Here is a 22,167-nt window from a genome sequence, read left to right as displayed (position 1 = left end):
TTCCTCCGAGGTGAAGTAGATGCCTACGAGCCAGATTATAACACCGGCCGCTATGGCGTAAGCCGTTAGCAGCCGATGATCGCTCAGAAAGACACCCACTAGACCAGCGGCTACCGAGGTAGTGCCGATCTTGCGGAGATCCTCAGCGACCGCAGCGAGTTTCTTTGAAGTCATGGTTTTCCTTGATCAATGCGTGAAGTCAGGAAAACCGCCCTGACGGGAGGTTTCCCGACAGGGTTGGGTAAGGCGTGAATCAGCTGGCCATCGCGACCTCAGGGTCGAACGGGGCGATCAACTGGTCCAAGGAGCCCGGACGCAGCACGCGGGGCGCTGGCGACTGGACGGGCTCAGTGACAGAGGCGGCAGCCTTGGGTTTGCGCGGCTTGCGCTCACGCTTGGGCTTTTCAGGCTGAGCTTCCTGGGTGTTTTGCTTGAACCAGGTGTTGAGGTCGATCGCGTTACGGCGAACGAACGCCGGGACGTGATCCATCTCCTCGAGCACAGCAGCCGATACGATCGGTTGCGGAAACTCGACTACACGACGTTCAGCCGGTGCTATGGACGGACGCGCAGTACGTGCCTGGGCTTGAGCATTACGCACGGAGCGAATAATTTCACGCAGGGCAGTACCGACGGATTCGCCAAAGCGATAGCTCAGGGTAGTGGTGGTCATGATGTTTCTCCTGCAGGTGAGTGATGCGGAGAAACACTGATCCCGGGCGGGGGAGTGTGTCCCCGCTGGGTAGGTAAAGCAGATGTGTGAGGTGCCTCCATCAACCGGTAGAACCGGTCAACCGTTCGCGCCTCCGGAAGCTTGGCGAACTATGGGTGCGGATCGACGTGGGTGGCCACGTTGCAGTCTTGAGATCCAGAACTGCCTGGGCATGTTGCTGACGACGTCAGCGGAACATGGGGCAATCATCGGAGGCGGCAGATACAGCTGTCAAGCGGAAGGAGGGCAGAGCAGGGCAGGAGCGGCAGCGGGGGTGGAGCGAGGAGGAAAAAGCGGGAGAAGCGCGCCAGGCGCAGCGCTGGGTCTAGCAGCAAGGCGCCTCGGCGAGGGTGAGGCTAGTGAAGCTCAAGAGAAAGATGCCACCTGTGAGCGTGAGCACCGGCACTGGTGGTCCCTGGGCATTGACCTACCGTCCTGATGATCGTCGCATTCACCCGACCCGTTATCGTGGCTAGGGCCAGTAATCGCAAGGCACGCATCCGCGCACAAAGGGATCCCATTTTTGCGCCGGCGGGCACCGGCAGAGAGAAGGGCTACCCGAGGGGTAGCCTCGTCCACCAGGCGATGCCGAGAGGACCAGGCTACCCTTCGAATGCAGCTGAAGGGGAGGAACAGTGTGGGCCAACACACCAGGTTGGCCCGAAGTACAGTGTGCACCGAACCTTCTATGAGCCCTATGTGCCTGTAAACCCGCTTATCACGAAGTTAGACGGCTGCGTGTCAGCTGCGGAGCAGGGAGACACAGGGAGAGCATCACGCAAAGATCTACACGCCCTACCCGATGCTTAGCGTGCTCTTGGGGGTGGAGCTTCAGGACCAGGTCGAGAAACTCCGGGGTTGCCACTGATGACCGCCAGTGCGCGAGCGGGGTGGAACGCTTGCATTATGGGGCTGTGACCGTGACAAAGGCAAGAAAGCTCCCGCCGGCCGGAAGCCTACGCCGAAGCGCTGCTGCGCTTGGCTTTTCCTGGGCCGCCCTTGCCTTTCCCTTTTGACGTTTCAATGCTCACAAGGCCCTTGCAGTCGGGGTAGCGCAGGCACGACCAGAAGTCGCCGCTCTTGCCCTTTCGCTGCGCCATCTTGCCCTGGCAGAGCGGGCAGGACGGGCCTTCCGGGACCTTGATGTTGAGCGTGGTCTGGCGGTACTGGGCGACCAGCTTGCCGATCCAGGCGCCTTGCTTGGCGATGAAGTCATCCAGCTGCATGGTGCCGGCCTCAATCATGTCCAGGGCCTGCTCCCAGATGGCGGTGGTGCCCGGGTCGGCCACCGCCGGGGGCACTGCGGCGATCAGCGAGACTCCGGCGTCGGATGCCCGCACCGCTTTGCCTTTCTTGAGCAGGAACTCACGATCGATCAGCCCTTGAATGATGCTAGCCCGGGTGGCCTCGGTGCCGATGCCCGTGGTCTCTTTGAGTTTGGCGGCCAGGCGCGGGTCGGTCACCAGCTTGGCCACGGTCTTCATGGCCTTGATGAGATCGCCTTCGGTGTAGGGCTTGGGTGGTTGCGTCTGCTGCGCCTTGAGCTGGGCCTGCTGCACCTGTGCGCGGGAGGCGTTCTGCAGCGGCGGGAGGATCTGCGAGCGGTCCTTCTCCTTGCTGTCCTCTTCATCCTCAGCGGCAGGCGCGGCCTGGAACAACGTCTTCCAGCCAGACACGACGATGCGCTTGCCCACCGCCCGCAACGCCACCTGGTTGCAGTCGAAATCGGCCACTGTCCGGTCGAACTCGTGGTGGGGCATGAACTGGGCGAGGTAGTGCGCGCGGATCAGGCTATAGACCGCACGTTCCTTGTCGCTCATGGCCGCCAGGTTGGCGGGTTCCAGGGTCGGGATGATGCCGTGGTGCGCGGTGATCTTGGCGTCGTTCCAGACCCGCGAGCGCTGCGCCGGATCGATGCTGGCCAGCACCGGTGCTATGGAGGGATCCGTGCGCCGGATCGCCACGAGCACGGCCGGCACCTCCGGCAGCATGCTGGTGGGCAGGTAGCCGCAGTCGGTCCTGGGGTAGGTCGTCGCCTTGTGCGTTTCGTACAGCGCCTGGGCGACGTTCAGGGTCTCCTGGGCCCCGAGGCCGAGCTTCTTCGAGCAAATCTCCTGCAGCGTGCCCAGATCGAAGGGTAGGGGCGCTACCTCCTTGACCCGCTCGGTCTCGACCGACACCGCAATGGCGGTAGATCCCGCAGTGAGGCGTGCCTGTGCTGCCTGGGCATGGCGCTGGTCCAGGCAGCGTCCTTCGTCATCGGTGATATCGCGGCTAGGTCGCCATTGCGCCGTGAAGGTCTGGCCGTTAGCGGCCAGCAGCACGTCCAGGCTCCAGAACGGCACCGGGACGAAGTGGGCGATCTCCCGATCGCGGTCGACCACCAGGCGCAAGGTAGGCGTCTGCACCCGTCCTACCGACAGCACCCCGCTGTAGCCGGCCTGACGGCCGAGGAGGGTGAACAGCCGCGTGAAGTTCATGCCGATCAGCCAGTCTGCCCGGGAGCGAGCCAGCGCCGAGTGATACATGGAAAAGGTCTCGGCCCCGGGTTTGAGGCTGGCCAGGGCCTGGCGGATCGAGGCGTCGTTGAGCGCTGATAGCCACAGCCGCTGAATGGGACCGCGATAGCCGCAGTGCTCCAGCAGCTCGCGGGCGATCATCTCGCCCTCGCGATCGGCGTCGGTGGCGATGACCAGCTCGGTCGCTTCCTTGAGCACCGCCTTGACCACTTTAAACTGGCTGCTGGTCTTGGGCTTGACCTCGACCTTCCAGCTCGCCGGCAGGATCGGCAGGGCATCGAGCGACCAGGACTTCAACTGCGGATCGTAGGCTTCGGGTGGCGCCTGCTCCAGGAGATGGCCGATCCCCCAGGTCACCACCACCCCCTGGCCGCGAATGCAGCCCTCTCCGCGTCCGGTGGCGCCGAGCACCCGGGCAATATCCTTGCCCTGGCTGGGCTTCTCGCACAAAAACACACGCATGGGATTCCCCTGTCGATGGCCGAATGGCCTGCAGGGCAAACGGTGCCAGGCATGGCGTGCGAGGGCAGCACTTAACCGAAAACGGTCCAGATATGGTTACACCTTTAGAATAGTTGTCCCGCTAACGATCATTGTGGGCGAAGGGCATAGTTTGGGACCATTGCGACCTGGGTCAATTTTAGCGGACACCAGCTGCCAGTTTTTCCTGCTTTCCGAGTTGGTCCTCTGCAACAGCACCCCTCGCTTTCGATAACAACAAGCCCTTCCTAACGAACCCTATTCGCGCTTGGCCAAGGTCAAGTTGTCTGGCCCGCCTATGGAGACTGTCCACGTGGGAAGCGCTTTTTCGTCGCAAAAAAGTGCCCATCGGGGCGCTGTCCTGATCTTGGCGTCCGGGCCTTCATCGGCCGAGCTCGACATTCGCCGCTGGGCTGGCGTGCCGATCATCACCATGAACGGCGCAGTCACCAAGCTCCTTGAGGCGTCCGTCCGGCCGCTGTACTACGTCTGCAGCGATCGCAGCTTCCAGGAGCAGCAGCCTGCCCTCTATGAGGCTGCGGTCGAGCAGGCGCAGCGCCTGGCCTTGTGGCCCGAGGACATCCAGCGGCTGTCCAGCCGGTACGCCGGCAAGGCCTACGGACTGCGTAAGGCGCCCCGGGCCAGCTTTCGCGACTACTTCGGGCGCGATCAAGGCCAGGCCGTGAGGCTGGTCTCTCCATTCAGCAAGCGGGCACGGGATATTGGCTTCAGCAAGGACATGGACTACGGCGTTTTCGACGTGCGAACGGTGGCTTACATCTGCCTGCAGCTGGCCTATCACCTGGGCTTTGACGAGATCTACCTTGCGGGGGTGGATCTCAACGTCCAGGCGCCGCGGTTCTACGAGACGGCACCTGGTCAATCAGCGCCGTGCGGCCTGGACCAGCACCTGCAGACGCGAATCCTGCCGGCGATGGAACTGGCCGCCGGGGTGCTGGCAGCGGAGGGCCGACGTGTCATCAACCTGTCCCAGCAGAGCTTGATACCCGAAGACGTCTTTCCCCGGGCGTGTCCGCACCAGGTACAACGCGAGCTGGCCAACCCGCATCGAGCGCTGGCCTCATGATCGCAGGCCTGGTCTAGCGAAACTTCAGCGGGTAGTAGCAGAGAAATTTGGCCACCAGCCACCACAGCTTGGGATAGCCGAGTGCGCCGCTGGCCTGTACCCACTCCCACCGCAGTCGCCACGGCGCCTTCACCTTGCGTAAGAACTTCATCCAGAAGCGTGCGCCGCGTTGCTCCAGCGTGGCAACAGATAGGTCTTGAGCACCTATTGCCACACGGGCCACCACGTCCTCTCGTATCGCCTGGTAGTCCAGCGCGGCCCGCATCCAGCGCGCATCGAAATGACCTTCCGAGAAGTGTCGTAGGCCCACGTCATAGACCACTGCTACCTCATAGTGCCGGCTGACCCGCAGGGCGAAGTCGATGTCGTAGAAATGGAACGGGGGCAGGGCCTCGTTGAAGGGGAATTCCAGTACGACTTCGCGGCGCGCGCAGATCCAGACGCCGTCGAGTGTACAAACCGGCTGACGCGAACGTGCATCGCCTGCAGGGCGAAGGTGGAACAAGTTGTCCGTGCCGTCACGATGCCGCTGGTACAGCCGCATGCAGTTCGTCTCGGACTTGCCGGCCGCCATCCAGCCCGAAGGGCCGCGGCTCTTGAAGCGGGCCCCGGCAACGCCGATGGCACCCAGCTGGACGTCCTCCTGGAAGTGGTCGACCACCCGCAGTCCCCAGTCCGCCTCCAGAAATTCCAAGTCTTCGTGCATGAAGCAAACGATATCGTGCCGAGCACGCCTGGTGCCTTCGTTATAGACGGCGCAGAGCCCACGGTTGGCCTGCCGGTTGTCGATGGCGATCAGCTGATAGGGCACGCCGATGGTGGCATCGATGTTCTGAGTAACCGCATCCAGCAGCTCAGGCTTCACCGAGCAGATGACGATGGAGATCATGGCGCTACTTCCTTGAGGGCCGGTAGGGCGTGAGCAGGCGACGGACGCGGTGAAGGGTGGTGCGATCCATGGCGCGCAGCGGGATCAGCCGTAGCATGCGCAGTGCCTCCAGCTTGTCGTGCCGTACAGCGTATTTCAGGGCTTTGTTGACGACTGAGGTATGCCCTTGCCGATAGCCAGGGTGATCCTGATAGGGCGCAATCGCCAGCAGATCCGCCTCGAGCAGCAGCCGGTATCGCCGAGATAGATTTCCCGCATGACGTCGATAACGGGTGACCGTAACAGGCAAGATCGCAATGGGCTGACCCAGCGCGGCGACCTTGAGCGTCATCTGGAAGTCCTGGACGCGAATCGCCGGGTCGTAGCCACCGACCTGGTCGAGTACCGCCTTGCGATAGAGCGCAACCGGCGCGCCCACCACTCGGGTCTTGCGCAGGATCTCGTCGAAGTCCAGCAGCTGAACACCTACGGCGTGCTGGTCCTTGAGCCAGTTGCCGGCGCTATCCATGAAACTGACCAGGGCGCCCACACAGGGGGTCTCAGGATGCTCTTCCAGATAGGCCGCGCGAATTCGCAAGGACTGCGGCAGCATCAGATCATCGAGGTCAGGAGTAGCGACGTATTTGCCTCGGGCCTGAGCGAGGCCGGTATTCAATGCAGCGCTGACGCCGGAATTGGGCTGGGTCACCAGCTTGAAGTCAAAACGCTCCTGCAGCGCGACCAGGCGCTCCACGCTGTCGTCGGTTGATCCATCGTCGACCACGATGACTTCAAAGCGCGGATAGTCCTGGGCATAGATGCTGGCCAGGCCTTCCTCAAGATAAGCACCTGCGTTGTAGCAGGGCACGATCACGGAAATCAGCGGCAGATGCCTCAGGGCATCATCATCCGGTGACGTGCGCGGGAGGGGAAGAGCTTGCATGGCGAAAGGTCCATTCTTGACGCCATGAAATTGTACTGTGCTCAGCCCTTTGATCGCGACTGAAAACTGAGCCTCGGGTCCTCACTGACCTAAACGCCAACCTCATCCTCCCCGCTGCGCAAAGACCGGCCGGACTGGTCAGTCACCCACCGAATCGTTCCGCTGATCCACCTGCTGGTAATCCGCCAAGAATCTCCGTGATAACGAGGGTCTGGAGCTACCTTGATGAAGAGGATTCACCATGGACACCGAAGACCATCCGACCGACATGATCGCTGCGACCGCCAGTGGCCTGATGATAGCTCTGACCCTGACCGCTGGCGCCGTTCTGGCCGGCGGCGTTGCCCTTCTTGCCGAGCTGTTGGTCTAGCGGTAGGCCACGGCTGCGCCGGCAGGGACGGCTGCTGGTAGGGCGATCCCGGTGGCGCCAGACGAGGGGCTGACCAGTTGCCCATTCGTGGCGTAGCCCACCGCGGTGGACTCGGTGAGCTCGGCCAACGTCGTGACCAGACCATTGGGAGGAGCCGCGTAGTAGGCGTAGCTGGATCCGGCCTGCACGTAGCCGCTCACACCTGCCGCGTGCACCCACCAGGTGGGCAAGGCCAGCGCGGAATCCGCCGGCGCGCCAGAGAGGCCCGGGTTGTTGTAGGCGTATTCGGCCAGTGCGTTGCGGTAGATCAGCAGATTGTGAGCAAGCACGGAGACGTCGACGGCCTGACGCCGGTTGTCGCTGCGCTGCAGCTGCTCGCTCAGCAGTCCCGCTCCAGCAAGCATCACCACCAGGATGACCCACAGCATGGGCATGGCCTAGCCCACCTTCCGGCTCAGGCGCTTTTGCTCTTGCACCAGGGTCTCGAGCTGCTCCGGATCGATCATCTCCTCGAGCAGGGCATCGACCTGGTGGAGCAGCTCGCGGGCCTGATGGGTCCCTGGCTCATCGAGAGCCATGGTTTCCAGCGTCTGCTGCTGAACACGTGCAGCGCTGGCCAGCAGGCGAAGGGCTAGAAGAGTCGGAATGTCGTACATGTGCCTGCCTCAGAATTCACAGCAGAAGATGGTCGCATAATCGTTCTGGCCGATGGCGATATTGGGCGTGGACGCCCAGCGCTGACCGCTACCCCCTGTGTCCCAGCCCACCTTGGTGCCGACAGGACAGGCATAGGTCGTTACGTCATTCGGGTCGTAACCCGGAATGGTGTAGGCGTGGCAGGTCGGCGTCTTGCTGGCTTGGCGCTTCCACAACCCGCTCTGGCAAGAAAGCAAGGCACCACCACCGTCGCGGCTGAGCAGTCCATTAGTGGCGCACCCCGCGTTTTCCGTTGCCGAGCCGATCAGCTGGATGTACTCACCGACATAGGTCCTGCCGTCGGAGAAGAGGCTGTTCCCGCGCATCTGGCCGGAGGTGTACACGCTCTTGCCGGCATAGGCTCGTACCCAGTCGCTGTCGGTCATATGCCAGCCGCCGCCCCACTTCTCGCTGTACCAGCCGGTATCCCCGCGGGTCCTGAACCAGCCCGAGGTATAGGTCTCCCCCGACATGCTGGCGGTAACGCCCTGAACATTGCCCCGGGCGTACATCGAGCCGGTAGTGGTATCGCCAGAGACCGCAACGTTGCCCCCGACCGTAGCGGTGCCGTTCATGGTGGCATTGCCCTGCAGGTAGAGAGAGCCTGCCCGGAGGTCTCCGCCGGCCGTAACCGTGCCGTTGAGATTCACGTTGCCCGTGGCGTTGACGTTGCGGCCAGCGTTCACATCGCCGCTAATGCTGGCGGTACCGGACGCGGTGATGTTGGCCGCATTGTTCAGGTCGTTGCCGCCCATGTTGAGCGCAGTGTTCATCCGGTTCAGCTCGGGCTTGCCGGCGATCGCATTGCGGTAGAGATAATCGTTGGCCAGGGTGCCGTCTTGCAGGAACAGGGCGCTGGCGGTGTGGCCCGCGCCCGGGTTCACTCCGTAGTTGCTCAGCGCCAAAGACCAGCCACCCCGCACGCCCTGGACGATGCTGGTGTTGGACACCGGTACAAAGCCGCCCGGGGCGCCGAGGTTCTCCGCAATCTCGCGGGTACCCATCTCATCGATGGTCTGGCCACCGGTGGTGAGCACGATGGATTCGAGCTGGTTGGTCGCCACCCGCCTGGCCAGCACCACAAAGGTCTGGCCGAAAGCGTTGGTATCGGTGAAGCCAGCAGGGAGGTAGTTGGTGTTGCGCAGCATCGCTGGAGTGATCTGCGCCGGCGTCGTGGTGCCAGCCGCTGCATAGACCGTGGCGAAGTTGTCCTTCAGGTACTTGGCCGCGGCGTCGGCAACCTGCTTTTGCTGGTCCGCGGCGATCCGATAATTCTGAGAGTCCATCTGATTGGCTACCAGGACCGCGGCACCGGTCATCACGGCCGCCAAGACGATCAGGCCAAAGAGCATATCCAGGGCGATGAAGCCCCGCTGTGATGCCTTGCTGAATGAGGTATTCATCCCCAGAGGTCTCGTTTAAGTTGGTTGTCGATGTCCTGGTCCAGCTGCGCGATTTGCCCCGCCCGAATCTTCTCGCGGATGCTGGGCCCGTCTTCGCCGGTGACCAGAAGGCTGCGCACCTTGAGGATGCGGCGGTCATTGCGGGTTTCAAGCGTCTGAGCCACCACCGCTACCAGACCCTGAGCCAGGATCTCGCGAGCGTTCTTGATCTCATTACTGGCCAGAGCCAGCACCCGCTCCAGCGCCTGAGTGGGGTTGCCGGCATGGAAGGTGGTGGCGACGAAGACGCCATTGATGGCGGCCCGTACCGCTTGAACAGCGGTAGGGATGTCGCGGATCTCACCGATGAGGATCATGTCGGCACCGGTGCGCAGGGCGCGCAGCAGCGCTTCTTCGTAACCCCCCGTGCGCCGGGATACCTGCATCTGGATGCAGCGACCCTCGCCGTGCAGACCATTGAGGTTGGTCTCGGCCGGATCCTCGATAGCTAGCGCTGTGCCGCCGCAGGCCTGAAGGCGTGCGGCGATCAGCGAGGCGGCGCTGCTGGTCTTGCCGGTGCCCATCTCGCCGCAAAAGATCACCAGGCCGCGCACCTGGTCACTGAGCATGGCCGTGGCCAGCGACTCGGGAAACCCCAGCATGTGGAAGGGGCGGATCTGGGCATTGGATTTGCGGATGATGAAGACGTCTTCCGAGAAGGCATCCTTGATCTGCGTCACCCGCAGGACGATCCCGTCCTGGACCAGCGAGAACTCCGGATCGCCGAACTCAATCGACTTTGCCTGGCACTGCTCGCGCAGCGCCTGCAGCTCTACGCTCCAGGCAGCCGGCGCAGACTCCCGCCGGCTACCGGAGCCGTCGAGGCCCTTCACGTCCGAGAAGTCCGGGCCAAGGAAGAGGTCGACGAAGTTGGCTTGCGTGATCAGGCTCATGCGAACTCAGTAAACCGTCCAGGCCACGACATTGCTGTCCTTGCTGCAGCCGCTGGTGGCGGTGCCGGGATCTACTTCGCCGGTGACTGCGGTACCGCCGTTGATGGCGGTGGTGACCTTAGTGCCGCGGCTGATCTTGGTGGCCAGGGTGACGCAGGCATCCTGAGGCAGCGCGTTCTCGGTGATAGTGAAGGTCATGCCGCTCGACACTACGGTGACCGAACCGCCCCAGGCGTTGTACAGGTTGCTGCCGTTAACGCTCATGTTGGGCAGGCCCTTGCTAGCCACCAGTTGGGAAACCAGGCTGGTACCGGACGTCCCGTAGCCGCTACTGGCCTTGAGCTTACGGGTGTTGGCGATGAGGGTGCCGATGTTGGACTGCTCGTTGGTCACATCCTGGGAGCCCATGAGGCTGCCGCCGTTGTAGATGATGTAGCCCAGGGCGACCACGGCGATGATCAGGACGAACATCATTTCCAAGCTAAAGACGCCACGCTGCCGGTGACGCGGCGGCAGGCGAAATGGCTTGGACTCGACCGTGTTGTGCGACGTTTCGACATCCGTGGGGGGGAGGCTGGTGCAGGGTTGGTTCATGGTGGTTCCTTGGGTGGTGGGTCTAGTGGTGGAGGCTGGCAACGTTGCTCTGCAGGCTGAAGGCGCCGCTGACGACCAGGAGCATCAAGAGCCCCATGGCGATGGTCGAGAAGGTGAGAAACGCCTTGGTGTAGTGCTCCACCTGCTTGAGCGTCTGCTCGATCCAGCGATTGCTGAAGCGGTGGATGGCTTCGGAAAAGCCCTTGCGGGTCGCCAGCACGCAGAGGAACTGGACGGCGGTCTTATCGGGAAACTCGTGCCCAGCCAGACGCAGGGCCTCGCCGAAGTTCTTGCCCTGATTGACGCCGTAGATGGCCGCTATCAGCCGCTCACGCAGCCAGGGCGTGGCGCCGCGCTGCAGGGACTGCAAGGCCTCGATCTGATTGATGTTGGCCTTGAGCATCACAGAGATGTTGAGCAGGAAGGTGGAGCCGTGGAGGGCCTTGTAGATTGACCAAGGCGGCACGCGATCGAGCCTGACGCGCAGCGGTCCGGTCAGGTAGGGCAGTGACCCCATGGCAAGGACAATGACGCTCAGCACCACGATCAGGGTGAGCAGGCCCCAGTTGTTGACGTAGCTGGAGACCTGGTAGAGCAGGTAGGGGATGCCGGTCCAGCCCTCGGGGTTGGAGACCCGGGTCATGGCCGGGACCATGCGCGAGGCGATGACGTGGAGCAGATAGGCCATCATTGCCCAGAGCATGATGGGATAGACGGTCACGGACAGGATCAGGGACAGGATCCGCCCCCGGGCCTCGATCATCTGCACGCAGTCCAGGAAGGCCTGCACCAAGGCACCCGACCGCTCGCCAGCGGCGATGATTGCGGTCTCTCGGTAGGGCATCCAACGCTGACAGGCATCGCCCAGCGACTTACCGTTTCGGACGGCCTGGCTGATGCCGGCCGTGGCCAAGGCGGTAGGGTCCCGGCGCTTTTTGCCGCCATCGCTGAAGATTCCGCGTAGCTCTTCCAGGGCATCGTCGATGCCGACGCCGTTCTCCAAGAGCGCGCAGAGGCTCTCGTAGAACTGGATGCGCTCCTTGCTACCGAACTGCTTGGCGTACCAGGCATCGGCAAAGGTCGTCCAACTGTCCAGAATCCGACTAAGCATTGGGCTGCTCCAGGACGAAAAGCTCGAGGTCCAGAGGCCCGATGATGGTCTCGGCCATCCGGGGGTCAATCAGGCCAGCAGCGACCTTGCCAATGGTGTGCTGAATCTTGGTGATCCCGCCCATTTCCCTGACCCAGTAGGTTTTCGCCGCGCTAGCACCCTGGTCGCGGAAGATCTGCATGAAGCGATGGTTGGGGATCAGAACCTCGGCAACGACCGTCCGCGAGGAGACACCCATGTTTCGGCAATGCGCACATCCAGGGCCCTGCAGCCTGACCTTCGCGGTATTCATGACCCGTTCCAGTCGCTCGATGAGTGCCGGGTTCAGCTGGTCTCGGTGAGAAGCCAGTGGCTGGGCGCAATGCGCGCACAGCACCGGCAATAGCGACTGGTTAATGAGGCCTGACATGAGTGCAGGGTCTGTCACCAGGCTCGGGTCGGCGCCCATGTCGATGAGCCGCTGCAGGCTCGCTACCGCGTTGTTGGTGTGCAGGGTCGAGAAGACCAGGTGACCGGTCATGCCGCCGCGAAACGCCGCCTGGGCGGTGGCGAGGTCGCGCACCTCCCCATACATGAGGATGTCCGGATCCAGCCGCATGGTGTTGGTGATGGCGCCGTCCCAGGTTTCGGCATGGCCTAGCGGCGACTGGTTGGCCTTGATGGGGTACTCGGGCGGGTCTTCGACGGAGAGAATGTGGCGGGTGCCGTCGGTCTCGCTGTGCAGCTGATTGAGGGTGACCTGCAGGGTCTTCGATTTACCGGACCCGGTCGGACCGGTAATGAGGATGACGCCGTACGGAAGTCCGCGCAGACGATTGAGCAGGGCGATCTGTTCGGCCAGAAAGCCCAGCTCATCCAGGGACTGCTTGGCTTTCTCGTCATAGAGCAGTCGCAGGACCATGAGCGGTCCCTCTACCAACGGCCGCGAGGCAACCCGGGCGCCAAACAGGCCCAGCTGAGCCACGAAGGCGTGCTTGACCCGTGCGTCCTGGCTGATCTCCGGCTGATAGTGCTCCTCGGCCACGTCGCACATAGAGTTGTACAAGGCTGAGCAGAGTTCGCGGCCCATGTGACTCTGGATTTGACCGTACTCGGTCAGCAGGCCATGGATTCGAAAGAGGATGTGGGTGATCTCACGCCCGACCACGAAGTGGACATCCGACGCCCCACGGCTATGGGCTTCACCCAGGAGGCGGATGACCTCTTGCTGGCGAGAGGTGCTGTCGAGTCCCGTGGCAGTGCTGCCGCGAGTGGTAGCGACCTGGTACAGCGCGTGAATCTCACTCAGGGTGCTGGGGACGACGCGATAGTCCAGATCCGCACGATCGAGCTCGCCCATAAAGGCCATGACGAAAGGGTCGCGCAGATGCTGACCAGATACGAGCAACTGAGCATGATCGGTAGGGCGTACGCCTTCCACCAGAGCCAGGAGCTGACGCAGTTCCGGCTTCACTGAGCCCCATTGAGCACCTTCGGCGGTGAGGACGCGACGGGGCTGGAGCGGGAGTAGCTCGCTAACCAGCTCCCCAGCCAACTGTTGGCCAATAGCCTTGGCGTCGCCTTCCGGCTCGTCCGCAGCGGACACAACGTGATTGCTCGAACTCATCAAGGTCACCTCAAGGTTGAAGGGCGGTAGGCGCGGAGCCCGGAAGGGCAATGGGGGCTGGAGCGGTCATCGGCACCGGCGCTACCGGATTCATCGGTGTGACGGTCACTGGCAACACGGAGGCCTGACCCGCCGCGCGGTGGATACTGAATAGATGGGCGCGCGGTTGGAGAACCCCAGCGGATAGCGTTTGCCGCCGCGAGTGAGCACTACGCTGTCCAAGGTCAGGTTGGCCACGCGGTAGCCACCGGGGAGATCGGTCGACGCTGGGGAGGCATCAATCTCGAAGCCACCTGCGTAGAGCAGGGTGGCGTGCAGTGCTGTACCCGCGCCGTATACCAGTTTCACAACCGGTAGCTGCTCAACGACGCCGGTCTGCTCCGCCGCACCAGTCACCCGGCTAGCGGGCGTTACAACAGGTTGCGACAGGTAGTTGGGCTGAGGCGCGGTGGTGGCTTGAGCGGAAGTACCATTGATCTCGCGCAGTGCCTTGGCACGCTCGCCCTGGGCTTTGTAGAGGATGGTTTCGCTCTGCACCCGGGAGAGTTCGCCGACAGTGATGCCGTCTGGGTCGGAGGACTTTGCCTCGTCAGCGATGACTGGGGCGGTCACTGCAAGCATCAGGGCGCCGAGCACGGCGAGGGAGAGGTCATTTGACATAGAGGTCACCGGTCACCGACCAGGCCAGCTGATCGCTCTGTAGAAGGGTCTTGATCTCGCGCAGCCGTAGGCCTTGGTGGGGCACGTCCTTGAGGACAATGTCCGGCGGTAGCGCGGTATTGAAGGTCAGCTCGAAATGCTTAAAGTCCGGGGGCGGCGGCGCAGGGGGTGCCGGCTGGCCAGGCATGGCCTGAGGTGCCGGGATGACTACCGGGACTTCCTTGATGATCGGTGCCAGGCCTTGGCCATGCAGCCAGGAGGTCAGATCAGCCAGGGCTGGTGTGGCCTGCAGCAGCTCATCGTCGCCCGCCAATGGGGGCTCGAAGGTCAGCTTGAGGGCGGCGCCATTGCCTTCGTCAAAGAAGGCCGGCTCATCAGCGAAGTGACCACGCGTGGCGGCAACAAGCGCTGAAGCCGTGCTGTTGCCGTCGCGCTTGTAATTGGTGGACAGCAGCACGCCATCACATTGTGCCGAGGTGAACAGCCAGCCGGCGATGGACAGCGGAAGCCTATCGATGGCTCCGTTGCAGGTCAGGAGAAAGTCCGGCACGCCTGGACGCTTCGCCCATGGGTGCTCTAGCGCCTGAAGGGTCTGTTGCTCCTTGGAGCGCTCGTTGATCGCTTGCAATTCGGCCTGACGTGCAGCCTCGGCCGCGACAGCGGCGAGTCGTTTCTGCTCGCGCTTATGCGCCTCCCACTGGCTGTAGCCGATACCAGCGGCCACCACGATAAGTCCGAGGACCCCTACGCGAAGCCACTCGCCCTTGCTCATCCCGAAGGCAAGCGGCTTGAGGGCGTAGTCGCGCTTCAAATTGCCAGGCTGCAACAGCTCGTCAATGTCGAGCGGTTTGCCACCCAAGCCGAACTCTGTCGGCAGATAGGTCTCATCGAAGGTCAGTGCGCGGCTTTCGAGCTGGGCGACCTTGCGCTGAATCTCGGTGGCCGAGCCCACCAGGTCGTAACCGGGAATGACGGCGCCGTCGATCACGGCCACCAGTGCATAGCGAGGCTCATCGCCAGGCACCTGCCAGGCGGCCAGCCAGGATTGGCCCAACTGTCCGGCCAGCGCCGCAGCTAGCGAGTACATCCCCTTCATGGCCCCGGCGCTGCGCGCGACGAAGCCGGCCTGGATGACATTGGGCGTGCGCCGGATGGCGACGATGTCCATCTTGTGCAGGCGCCCGTACTCCCGGGCTTCCTTCATGTAGCCGGTCAGACTGCCCAACGGATGCCATTGCAGACCGGAAACAAAGCTCTTGCCGTGGTAGCTCAGGATCTGGGCAGTCTGCGCCGGGGCGACCGGTGATGTGCTGACAATGGCCATACGGTCAGCCCGTCACGATCGGGGTGATCAGTACTACCAGGACGCTATGACCCGAGGTCCGCGTGCGGCTGCCGCCGAGGCCGAAGAAGCTGGGGTCACCCACACCGGTCTTGGCCGCGTTTTCGTTGAGCTCTTCGAAGCCGGACAGGATCAGTGTCTGGCCGCTGCGCAGCTTGACCTTGGGCGACAGCGACTTGGCGTCGTAGTCCGGCAACTGGACACTGGAGCCGTTGCTGGTGAAGGTTTGGAAGGTCGGCTTGCTGCTCATGTTGATCGACACCATGAGCAGCATCTCGTCGTGCTCGAGCACGCGCGGCAGCAGGGTCATGTTGAAACCGCTGGTGATGGTGCCGGGCGTGAGCGAGGTGGTGGAGCCTACCGACGCCGTGGACGTCGACTGGCTGGAGGCCATGTATCCCTTGACGTTGCCGATCTGTAGGGGCGCAGGCTGCAGGTTGAGGGTGGTAACCGACGGAGAGCGGACGTTGGAGACGCGACCTTGCTCGGCCAGCGCCTGGACGATGGCATTGGAACCAGCCCAGGCAGAATCCGCCGTGTTGACGATACCTATCGAGGCCGAAGTCGCACTGGTGCTGATACCAGAGACGGTGTTGGAGAGTGAGAGCCCCCATTTGGTATTGAGGGACTTATAGACCGCCGCCCAGTTGAGGCCGAGCTGGTCCGTGTCGGTCAGCGTGACCTCGAAGACCTTGACGTTGAACAGCACCTGCTGCGTGATGGCGCGGTTGGTGTTGTTGAGGTAGGCCTCGATCCGCGAGATCACCTCAGGGCGGTCCGTGACGGTCAGGGTTCCGGTGGAGGGAGCCAGATACATCCGCCCGGCTGGGGCGACGCTGAGCATTGCCTTCACGTTGTTCTGGATGTCCTGAAGGATCGACGACTCCAGCGTCACCGTGGTGCTCTGGTTACTCCCCGAGTCGCCGGACACGCCAGAGTTAGTGCTGGATCCCCCGGAATTGCTGCCGCTGGTACCTGCGGCTGTAGCCATCCCAGACTTCACCGTGCTGGCGATGACCTGTTTGTCACCAAACGACCAGACATCGAAGACCCGCGTCTCGAAATAGCTGATCCGCACGGCGCGCTCGACGGGCGAGTAGCGCCACCCCAGGCCCAGGCGCGCCGTCACCTCATCGAGCAAGCCGGAGGCCTTGCCGCTGTACTTGAGCCCGCTGACCTGGCTTCCGCCGGCCAGGCTGGTGAAGTCGGACGCGCGATAGCCGGAGCCAGTGGAGCTCGCTGCGGCGCCCATGGTCGCCGGGTTGGTGATCACACCTGCAGGCAGCAGGCCTGCCAGGCTATCTGGGCTGGGATTGCCGATCGGCGCCGGTGCGGTGCTGGGCGGTTGTGCGCTGGGCGCTGCGGCATTGGGATTGAGTGCATCGGGCGAGACCAACACGGCGATACCGCACTGGCTGGTGATGTACTGGGCAATCTCGGTGATGCCTACGCTACCGGACGGCCGATAGCTCAGCTCGCAGTCCAGCGCTGAGGGCATGCCACGTTTGGCCACCACCGGTTGCGTGGAGACCCAGGGCTTGTCGCTGAACACGACGGTCTCACGCTTGGGCTGTTGCTGTTGGTTGCGCAGCAGGGCCGCGTATTGGCTGGCCATGGCGGCATCGTTCTCGGCACGCTGGGCCGATTCGTCCACCCGCTGTACGGAGCAGCTGGCGAGCAGGAGCGCCGCAGCCAGGGCGCTCAGGCGAAGGGGGCGGGTCATGACTTCTTCCTCTCGGAAACATGAACGATGCGCTGGCTGGAGTTGCCATCGACGATGAAGGAGCGGCGAGCGCCGTCGTAGAGCGGGAAGACCTGGGCAACGGCCTCGGCGAAGGTGCCGCGGAAGTGCAGGGCGGCCTCGATGGGGTAGTCCAGGTCATCGGGTTCCCAGACCACCTGCCAGCCCGCACGCTTGGCCCAGGCCTCGACGGACTGCCGCAGGGTGCTGCCAATGGGCGCATCCCAGGTCTGGTTTATGGCCGAAGCCGGTTCGGTCAGGCGGACCGAGGGCAGGGGATACGCGGCGGAAGGGGTTGAGACAGCAGTGGGTAAAGGCTTGGCTGCTGGTGTGGTGACCGCTACGTTCGTGGGTTTAGCCGCAGGTGCAGGGGCAGCAGGTTTGGCAGGAGTGCCCTTCGCCGAGGAGGCATTCGAAGATTGCCTGACAGACAAGGCCTCCCCAGGCGCATTGACCGGTGCGGGTGTCAGCGCCGCGCCGGCGGGCATAGGTTTGACCGCTGGCGGCGTAGCGGCGTTCGTTACCGGCTTGGCCAGTTCGGTGTGCGTTTCCAACGGCTTAGCCGTTGGTACGGAGGCGACGGTGACCGGCGAGCTGGACGGGGTTGGTGCTGGCTTCACGGCGGTCGTAGACGGAGCCGTTGCCGGCACGGCGGCGTAGCGCTGGCCTTCCGGGAGCTGGTAGCCCGGGCGGAGCACAAAGCAGACCGACCGCACGACCTCGTCGACCTTGACCTGCCAGGCCGGGCCTGCCAGCACCTGCAGGGTGTTGCGCAGGCTCATGGGCCCGAGCTTGTACTGGGCGGCCGGCAGGGGCCGGGTGAAGAGGATGTTGACGTGCCCCTGTTCAGGGCCGCACAGGCTGTAACCTGAGCGATTGACCACGTACTGCATGGCGTCGCGAACCGTCGGCTTCATGTTGGCCGGAATGTTCACGTCGATGATCTGGGCCATCAGGTCCCGCTGCTCGGTCTCGGGGGCGGTGTTGACCAAAGTGTAGCGGCCGTACCGGACCTGTGGCTCTGACACAGCACCCTTCGGATAGAGATCGGGTTGTAGCAGCTCAGGATTACGCGAGCTGTCGGGGCCGGGTGCGCTGGGCGCAGGCTCCTGCTGAGCACAGCCTGCCAATGCGACGGCGAAGGCGAGCGGCGAGAGGGTATTGAGCTTCCAGATCATGTGCGGTGTGGCCCCATTTCGTAGTGGGGCTCACGGTGCCAGCACAGCTCGAGAGAAGCAGGGGATAACCGTATCTAGGCCGAAAGAGGTTAGATTTAAGTCAGCCGTACTGCCTCTAGGAATACCTTAATGAACGTTTTCAGCGTGCTGAGCGATCCAGATAACCCCATCAGTCTGAGTGAGTCGAGCTACCACAAGGCGACCCAACGAGCCCATCCCTATGTGCAGATCCGCGATGGGGAAACCAAGTGCTATGCGCTGTGCCCCAGTTGTAAGAACCCCGTCCATCTGCGCAATAGGATCGTGAAAAACACTGAGGCCAAGACGCTGTATGCGGCACATGTGGCTTTCAACGTTGCTGGCTTGGCTGAGTACAGTCAGGAGCGCTACCAGATCTGTCCGCTCGCCAATCCTCAAAGGCTTGATAGAGCAGGTGGGAAAAAGCACCCGGGGGCCGTAGCAGCCGATCTGAAGCGCTTCTTTTTGGAGAATGCGGATCTGGTGATCGATTTCCTTGAAAAGCGGATTGGGCTCGCCCTTCCGGATTACGCGCGGGAAAACATGCTGAAGGATTTTGGCGCCAATAGGGCCTTTGAGTATGCGGGTGTGACCAAATACAACCTGCCACTAGCCTTCGCCTACTTGACTGAAGCCCAAGCCATGACCGGTTTCGAGATCATGAAGAATCAACAGGGGTTAGCTGCTGCGATCACAGGGAAGTGTCAGGACTTTGAGGTGACATCCAGGGGAGTGCGCCAGTACATCTCGAGGAAAAAGACTGGCGAAGTACCAACCGGTCGCTCCTCTAAACTGTACCTGTCGTTTCACGACCATGAGATATCCAAGGAGCAGCCCGAAAAGCAAACGGTGACTATGGTAGTCAACGAAACCCCTGATCCTAAAATGCCTGATGTCTATCGGGAGATTTACCGCCAGTCCATATCGCTCGATGGAGTCCTATTCCTCAGAACCTGTCTGCGGCGTGCTCGCCTGTTGAGCATGGCGAAGGCGCACATAGGCTAAGGACGTTGCGCTGAGCGGAGCGCTGAGCACAGCATCGATTTCGTCCAGCGTGATGGGATTCATTTCAAGCTCATCCAGTACGGCATCTTGGATGAGCTTGGGCACTACGATGCCTTCCTCAATCGCGCTATGAGCAAAATCATTGATCAAGTCGACCAGGCGCTCCTCAAGCATTTGTGGCTTGAGGATGTCCTTTAGGGTGAGCGAAGCAGTTAACAGCTGCCGGAGGCCCTCAAGCTGCATCAGTGCTTTCAGAATGAGGCTGTGGCGGTGTGTACAGATCACTTCTTGATGCTCATCCCGAAACTGCATGACCCTCTCCTGTGATGGGGCCCATGCGATTTCGCTCTACGATCAGCAGAAGGTCCTACCAATCTCAAGCTGGATGCAGTGAAGCCCCGATTTCTGATGGGCTTAGGGTGCCGTGACGTTGCCCGCAGAGCAGTAGGAAACCGTATCCAGAGCTGAGGAGGTTAGCGAGCGGCGCCAGCTGATCAGCCTCATGCGAGCAGAGCCTCTGCGATTCCAGCACCGGCTGCTGAGACAAGTCATACGTCACTGCCTCAACGTTGGAGGAGCACAATCGCGAATTCGCCGTTCAGTGAAGTTGTGCCGCGGCTCCGGACCACCAAGAAGTTGAACTGCTGGCTGGGGAGACACGAGGGGCGCGGTAGATCTCCCGGCAGCTTCACGTAGTGGCGCGACTTTTCTGCCGCTGCCCGCCCCGGGGCGACAGGCCCACGCTGAGGGAGGCCTGTCATCCGGCAGCTTCACGCTGAGTGCGGCGAAATTTTTCAGGGGAAGCTAGTAGGGGATCTGGTCATCGAAATCCTCGGACAGCGGCGCTGGTGTCGGGGCAGGTGCCCGCGACTGACCGTTCGTCGTCGGCCGTGCCTGCGCCTGGCCCGTACCCTGGCCCAGGGTGATGGATTCGATCCGCTGCGGCAGGAACGCAATCCGGTTGGCCTGGACTTTCATTGCCGCTTGCTCTACGCCGTTGCCATCCTTCCAGCTATCGAGGACTGCACGGCCTTCGATCAACACGCGCATTCCTTTCTGATACAGCCGGCTATAGCTTTCCGCGTCGCGGTGCCAGAGCTCGACGTTGGCCCAGAAGCCGCCGCGATCCTCATAGGAGCCATCCTGCAGGCGGATGCTGTTATCGAAATAGACGTTCAGCCGGAGCAGGTGCCGCGGATCCTGATTGTCCTTCTGGAACCGCTTGTACTCGGGTGCGGAGCCGATATTGCCTTCCCATACTACTGCTGTGCCCATGTCAGGCCTCCTGTTGGGATGCGGCGTCTTCGCCGCGGGATTGGATGATCTGTTGCAGCTGTTCGGTGTAAACGGCATCGGCCTGGGCCATCTTCTCGGCGCACTCGGCGGCCTGCCGGCCGATGGCATGGACCAGGCTGATTTGCATATTCAAAGCAATGCGCTGCAGCTCCATGGCGTGCAGGTCCTGGAGCAGTGTTTCGGTGACCAGGTCGTGGCGGCACAGGTCCGCCCAGAGCCCCACGCCCATCTTCCGTGTCCCACTCTGCTGCCAGCGTAGAAAGACTGGGCCAGCTGAGGTGTGCTGGTGGGTCATTCGGATCGGCAAGAGCGTGAAGGGAAAGCGCTGGGCCTGCGCGAGAATCCGCTCCTGGGCCAAGGTGTTCAGGTCGGCTTCAAGGGAACGGCACTGCTCGGCTAATTGGTCCAGTGCTCCCTTACCTTTAAAGGGTTTTAAAAGCCCTTTGTAGAAGGGGGCGTGTTGCAGGGTCGCGAAGACATCCTGTTGCAGGGGCTGGAAGGCTGCCTGTTGCAGGTCTGCTGCTTTCGAACCCTGAGTGGACTGTTGCAGTGCCATAGCGATCAGGCCTCACTCATCTCGGTGACAGCGTAAGAGCTGGTCAGAGCGCCCAAATGCTCATCCTCATCGGCGGAGTCGCCATCGAAGCCGTCATCGCCACTACTGGAGCTTGCCGGAACATCGCCGGGACGCTGGATCGCCGGGGCAAACTTGCTACGGCGGGTCCCTTCCAGGACGTCCTTGGGCATTTCCAGGAAGCTGTACATCTGCTGGGCGTTGGTGGCGCGGGCATTGTTGGCGGCGATGTCGTCGCGCGACGCCCCGCTGTAGCCCTTGTAGCGCTGGCCGACGCCGTACAGGCGACGAAGCACGGCGGCGCCTTCGTCCAGCCAGGCCTCCTTGGAACCGTTGTCGATCAGGCCGATGTGAGCGGCCAGGAGGATCCGGCGCACCAGCTCGTCATAGCGCGTGAGCAGGTACACGCCCTTGAAGGCCAGCGGCGAGTTCAGGTACAGCGGCAGCTTGAGCGGCTGGATCGACAGATTGGTCCCCACGTCGAGCTGCTTGGGCAACATGGCCATGACCTGGTCCAGTCGCTCATCTATAGCGGTCAGCTGCTGCTCGGACTCCTCGATCTTGTCCTCGATGATGATGAGGAAGAGATCGGAATAGGGATCGTCTTTGGCGGCACCGGCGGAGATGCGGTTGATGATGTTGGAGAAGCCGGATAAGCCGATCATGCCGGGCTTATTGTCGGACCGCTGCCGACCGAACCAGAGGCGGGAAGCGTGATGGGTATGCAGGGTGAGATTGACGCTCGATCTGAGCGAGCCCAGGTTGAGCTGGAAGGTATCAGCCATGAGAAGGATTCCTTGGGTTGTGAGATGACGCTCGGGCAGGGTGCCGAGACTGGCGCTGGAGGGCAGCGGAAAACCGTATTTGGGTGCGAGGAGGTTGTAATCGGCGTCTTCGATCAGACTGTTTTCTGTTAACCACTAGCTGACAGTTGCTGGGTGTTTCCCCGGGAACCAGTGATTCAGACCCGTAAGGTGTTTCCCCGGGAACCAGTGATTCGGACCCGTAAGGTGTTTCCCCGGGAACCAGTGA

22 protein-coding genes are annotated in these 22,167 nt (G+C 62.4%); 3 read left to right on the top strand and 19 right to left on the bottom strand.

The window, feature by feature from the left end:
• Positions 1 to 253: 253 nt before the first annotated feature.
• A complete protein-coding gene (locus PSK12I2_RS25035; RefSeq protein ID WP_037007567.1) occupies positions 254 to 673 on the bottom strand; it encodes a hypothetical protein in 420 nt (139 codons plus the stop codon).
• 995 nt (positions 674 to 1,668) lie between these two features.
• Positions 1,669 to 3,693, bottom strand: coding sequence for a DNA topoisomerase III (locus PSK12I2_RS0107140; protein ID WP_027597847.1), 2,025 nt, complete (start codon positions 3,691 to 3,693; stop codon positions 1,669 to 1,671).
• A 331-nt stretch (positions 3,694 to 4,024) separates the two neighbouring features.
• Here PSK12I2_RS0107140 and PSK12I2_RS0107135 point away from each other — a divergent pair, with 331 nt between their 5' ends.
• Entirely contained in the window at positions 4,025 to 4,798 is a 774-nt protein-coding gene (locus PSK12I2_RS0107135; RefSeq protein WP_027597846.1) for a 6-hydroxymethylpterin diphosphokinase MptE-like protein, read from the top strand.
• Positions 4,799 to 4,811: 13 nt separating this feature from the next.
• On the opposite strand, the gene PSK12I2_RS23785 is transcribed toward PSK12I2_RS0107135, so the two are convergent.
• On the bottom strand, positions 4,812 to 5,687 hold the full coding sequence (locus PSK12I2_RS23785; RefSeq protein ID WP_051398691.1) for a glycosyltransferase: 876 nt from the start codon (positions 5,685 to 5,687) through the stop codon (positions 4,812 to 4,814).
• A gap of 4 nt (positions 5,688 to 5,691) precedes the next feature.
• On the bottom strand, positions 5,692 to 6,609 hold the full coding sequence (locus tag PSK12I2_RS0107125; RefSeq protein WP_027597845.1) for a glycosyltransferase: 918 nt from the start codon (positions 6,607 to 6,609) through the stop codon (positions 5,692 to 5,694).
• Between the two features lie 241 nt (positions 6,610 to 6,850).
• Here PSK12I2_RS0107125 and PSK12I2_RS25200 point away from each other — a divergent pair, with 241 nt between their 5' ends.
• Complete coding sequence (locus tag PSK12I2_RS25200; RefSeq protein WP_256203954.1) at positions 6,851 to 6,979, top strand: hypothetical protein; 129 nt, start codon at positions 6,851 to 6,853, stop codon at positions 6,977 to 6,979.
• Here PSK12I2_RS25200 and pilM read toward each other — a convergent pair.
• The 11 genes from pilM to PSK12I2_RS0107065 all read right to left on the bottom strand — a co-directional run bounded on the left by pilM (position 6,976) and on the right by PSK12I2_RS0107065 (position 18,242).
• Complete coding sequence (pilM, locus tag PSK12I2_RS0107115) at positions 6,976 to 7,413, bottom strand: type IV pilus biogenesis protein PilM (RefSeq protein ID WP_027597844.1); 438 nt, start codon at positions 7,411 to 7,413, stop codon at positions 6,976 to 6,978. The two genes, PSK12I2_RS25200 and pilM, sit on opposite strands and share 4 nt — an antisense overlap.
• Positions 7,414 to 7,416: 3 nt before the next feature.
• Positions 7,417 to 7,635 (bottom strand): hypothetical protein, encoded by a 219-nt coding sequence (locus PSK12I2_RS0107110; protein WP_027597843.1) that lies wholly within the window; start codon positions 7,633 to 7,635, stop codon positions 7,417 to 7,419.
• A gap of 9 nt (positions 7,636 to 7,644) precedes the next feature.
• Positions 7,645 to 9,078, bottom strand: coding sequence for a shufflon system plasmid conjugative transfer pilus tip adhesin PilV (gene pilV / locus PSK12I2_RS0107105; RefSeq protein ID WP_027597842.1), 1,434 nt, complete (start codon positions 9,076 to 9,078; stop codon positions 7,645 to 7,647).
• Positions 9,075 to 10,010 carry an ATPase, T2SS/T4P/T4SS family gene (locus tag PSK12I2_RS0107100; RefSeq protein ID WP_027597841.1) on the bottom strand — a complete coding sequence of 312 codons (936 nt, stop codon included), beginning with the start codon at positions 10,008 to 10,010 and terminating at the stop codon, positions 9,075 to 9,077. The genes pilV and PSK12I2_RS0107100 overlap by 4 nt, the downstream gene beginning before the upstream one ends.
• 6 nt (positions 10,011 to 10,016) lie before the next feature.
• Positions 10,017 to 10,481, bottom strand: coding sequence for a type 4 pilus major pilin (locus PSK12I2_RS0107095; protein ID WP_051398708.1), 465 nt, complete (start codon positions 10,479 to 10,481; stop codon positions 10,017 to 10,019).
• A 145-nt stretch (positions 10,482 to 10,626) separates the two neighbouring features.
• Complete coding sequence (locus PSK12I2_RS0107090) at positions 10,627 to 11,715, bottom strand: type II secretion system F family protein (RefSeq protein ID WP_027597839.1); 1,089 nt, start codon at positions 11,713 to 11,715, stop codon at positions 10,627 to 10,629.
• The gene (locus tag PSK12I2_RS0107085; protein WP_027597838.1) at positions 11,708 to 13,300 is read right to left on the bottom strand and encodes an ATPase, T2SS/T4P/T4SS family; all 1,593 of its coding nucleotides are present in this window, start codon (positions 13,298 to 13,300) and stop codon (positions 11,708 to 11,710) included. Before PSK12I2_RS0107085 ends, PSK12I2_RS0107090 begins: the two co-directional genes overlap by 8 nt.
• Before the next feature lie 126 nt (positions 13,301 to 13,426).
• A complete protein-coding gene (pilP, locus tag PSK12I2_RS23780) occupies positions 13,427 to 13,981 on the bottom strand; it encodes a type IV pilus biogenesis protein PilP (protein ID WP_051398690.1) in 555 nt (184 codons plus the stop codon).
• Positions 13,971 to 15,305 (bottom strand): type 4b pilus protein PilO2, encoded by a 1,335-nt coding sequence (pilO2, locus tag PSK12I2_RS0107075; protein ID WP_084222066.1) that lies wholly within the window; start codon positions 15,303 to 15,305, stop codon positions 13,971 to 13,973. The genes pilP and pilO2 overlap by 11 nt, the downstream gene beginning before the upstream one ends.
• 4 nt (positions 15,306 to 15,309) lie before the next feature.
• Entirely contained in the window at positions 15,310 to 17,046 is a 1,737-nt protein-coding gene (locus PSK12I2_RS0107070; protein WP_027597836.1) for a PilN family type IVB pilus formation outer membrane protein, read from the bottom strand.
• On the bottom strand, positions 17,043 to 18,242 hold the full coding sequence (locus PSK12I2_RS0107065; RefSeq protein WP_027597835.1) for a TcpQ domain-containing protein: 1,200 nt from the start codon (positions 18,240 to 18,242) through the stop codon (positions 17,043 to 17,045). The genes PSK12I2_RS0107070 and PSK12I2_RS0107065 overlap by 4 nt, the downstream gene beginning before the upstream one ends.
• 129 nt (positions 18,243 to 18,371) lie before the next feature.
• Here PSK12I2_RS0107065 and PSK12I2_RS24380 point away from each other — a divergent pair, with 129 nt between their 5' ends.
• The gene (locus PSK12I2_RS24380; RefSeq protein WP_027597834.1) at positions 18,372 to 19,265 is read left to right on the top strand and encodes a hypothetical protein; all 894 of its coding nucleotides are present in this window, start codon (positions 18,372 to 18,374) and stop codon (positions 19,263 to 19,265) included.
• Here the strand turns inward: PSK12I2_RS24380 and PSK12I2_RS24820 are convergent.
• The 4 genes from PSK12I2_RS24820 to PSK12I2_RS0107040 all read right to left on the bottom strand — a co-directional run bounded on the left by PSK12I2_RS24820 (position 19,200) and on the right by PSK12I2_RS0107040 (position 21,920).
• A complete protein-coding gene (locus PSK12I2_RS24820) occupies positions 19,200 to 19,577 on the bottom strand; it encodes a hypothetical protein (protein ID WP_037007565.1) in 378 nt (125 codons plus the stop codon). The two genes, PSK12I2_RS24380 and PSK12I2_RS24820, sit on opposite strands and share 66 nt — an antisense overlap.
• A gap of 492 nt (positions 19,578 to 20,069) precedes the next feature.
• A complete protein-coding gene (locus tag PSK12I2_RS0107050) occupies positions 20,070 to 20,540 on the bottom strand; it encodes a single-stranded DNA-binding protein (RefSeq protein ID WP_027597833.1) in 471 nt (156 codons plus the stop codon).
• 1 nt (position 20,541) lies between these two features.
• On the bottom strand, positions 20,542 to 21,117 hold the full coding sequence (locus tag PSK12I2_RS0107045; protein WP_027597832.1) for a DUF3158 family protein: 576 nt from the start codon (positions 21,115 to 21,117) through the stop codon (positions 20,542 to 20,544).
• Between the two features lie 5 nt (positions 21,118 to 21,122).
• Positions 21,123 to 21,920 carry a PFL_4669 family integrating conjugative element protein gene (locus PSK12I2_RS0107040; RefSeq protein WP_027597831.1) on the bottom strand — a complete coding sequence of 266 codons (798 nt, stop codon included), beginning with the start codon at positions 21,918 to 21,920 and terminating at the stop codon, positions 21,123 to 21,125.
• Positions 21,921 to 22,167 lie beyond the last annotated feature (247 nt).

It is taken from the genome of Pseudomonas sp. MOIL14HWK12:I2, from assembly GCF_000510745.1.
GTDB lineage: Bacteria > Pseudomonadota > Gammaproteobacteria > Pseudomonadales > Pseudomonadaceae > Chryseomonas > Chryseomonas oryzihabitans.
Note: the sequence above shows the minus strand (reverse complement) of the source record. Positions and strands in the feature narration are given on the sequence as shown.

Bases quoted from the DNA above. Each gene is read 5' to 3' on its own strand.
- PSK12I2_RS0107140 (WP_027597847.1), bottom strand. From the start codon at position 3,693: ATGCGTGTGTTTTTGTGCGAGAAGCCCAGCCAGGGCAAGGATATTGCC.
- PSK12I2_RS0107095 (WP_051398708.1), bottom strand. From the start codon at position 10,481: ATGTTCGTCCTGATCATCGCCGTGGTCGCCCTGGGCTACATCATCTAC.
- PSK12I2_RS0107125 (WP_027597845.1), bottom strand. From the start codon at position 6,609: ATGCAAGCTCTTCCCCTCCCGCGCACGTCACCGGATGATGATGCCCTG.
- pilO2 (WP_084222066.1), bottom strand. From the start codon at position 15,305: ATGGCCATTGTCAGCACATCACCGGTCGCCCCGGCGCAGACTGCCCAG.
- PSK12I2_RS0107040 (WP_027597831.1), bottom strand. From the start codon at position 21,920: ATGGCTGATACCTTCCAGCTCAACCTGGGCTCGCTCAGATCGAGCGTC.
- PSK12I2_RS24820 (WP_037007565.1), bottom strand. From the start codon at position 19,577: ATGCAGTTTCGGGATGAGCATCAAGAAGTGATCTGTACACACCGCCAC.
- PSK12I2_RS0107070 (WP_027597836.1), bottom strand. From the start codon at position 17,046: ATGACCCGCCCCCTTCGCCTGAGCGCCCTGGCTGCGGCGCTCCTGCTC.
- PSK12I2_RS0107090 (WP_027597839.1), bottom strand. From the start codon at position 11,715: ATGCTTAGTCGGATTCTGGACAGTTGGACGACCTTTGCCGATGCCTGG.
- PSK12I2_RS25035 (WP_037007567.1), bottom strand. From the start codon at position 673: ATGACCACCACTACCCTGAGCTATCGCTTTGGCGAATCCGTCGGTACT.
- PSK12I2_RS0107110 (WP_027597843.1), bottom strand. From the start codon at position 7,635: ATGTACGACATTCCGACTCTTCTAGCCCTTCGCCTGCTGGCCAGCGCT.
- PSK12I2_RS23785 (WP_051398691.1), bottom strand. From the start codon at position 5,687: ATGATCTCCATCGTCATCTGCTCGGTGAAGCCTGAGCTGCTGGATGCG.
- PSK12I2_RS0107045 (WP_027597832.1), bottom strand. From the start codon at position 21,117: ATGGCACTGCAACAGTCCACTCAGGGTTCGAAAGCAGCAGACCTGCAA.
- pilP (WP_051398690.1), bottom strand. From the start codon at position 13,981: ATGTCAAATGACCTCTCCCTCGCCGTGCTCGGCGCCCTGATGCTTGCA.
- pilV (WP_027597842.1), bottom strand. From the start codon at position 9,078: ATGAATACCTCATTCAGCAAGGCATCACAGCGGGGCTTCATCGCCCTG.
- pilM (WP_027597844.1), bottom strand. From the start codon at position 7,413: ATGCCCATGCTGTGGGTCATCCTGGTGGTGATGCTTGCTGGAGCGGGA.
- PSK12I2_RS0107065 (WP_027597835.1), bottom strand. From the start codon at position 18,242: ATGATCTGGAAGCTCAATACCCTCTCGCCGCTCGCCTTCGCCGTCGCA.
- PSK12I2_RS0107050 (WP_027597833.1), bottom strand. From the start codon at position 20,540: ATGGGCACAGCAGTAGTATGGGAAGGCAATATCGGCTCCGCACCCGAG.
- PSK12I2_RS24380 (WP_027597834.1), top strand. From the start codon at position 18,372: ATGAACGTTTTCAGCGTGCTGAGCGATCCAGATAACCCCATCAGTCTG.
- PSK12I2_RS25200 (WP_256203954.1), top strand. From the start codon at position 6,851: ATGGACACCGAAGACCATCCGACCGACATGATCGCTGCGACCGCCAGT.
- PSK12I2_RS0107100 (WP_027597841.1), bottom strand. From the start codon at position 10,010: ATGAGCCTGATCACGCAAGCCAACTTCGTCGACCTCTTCCTTGGCCCG.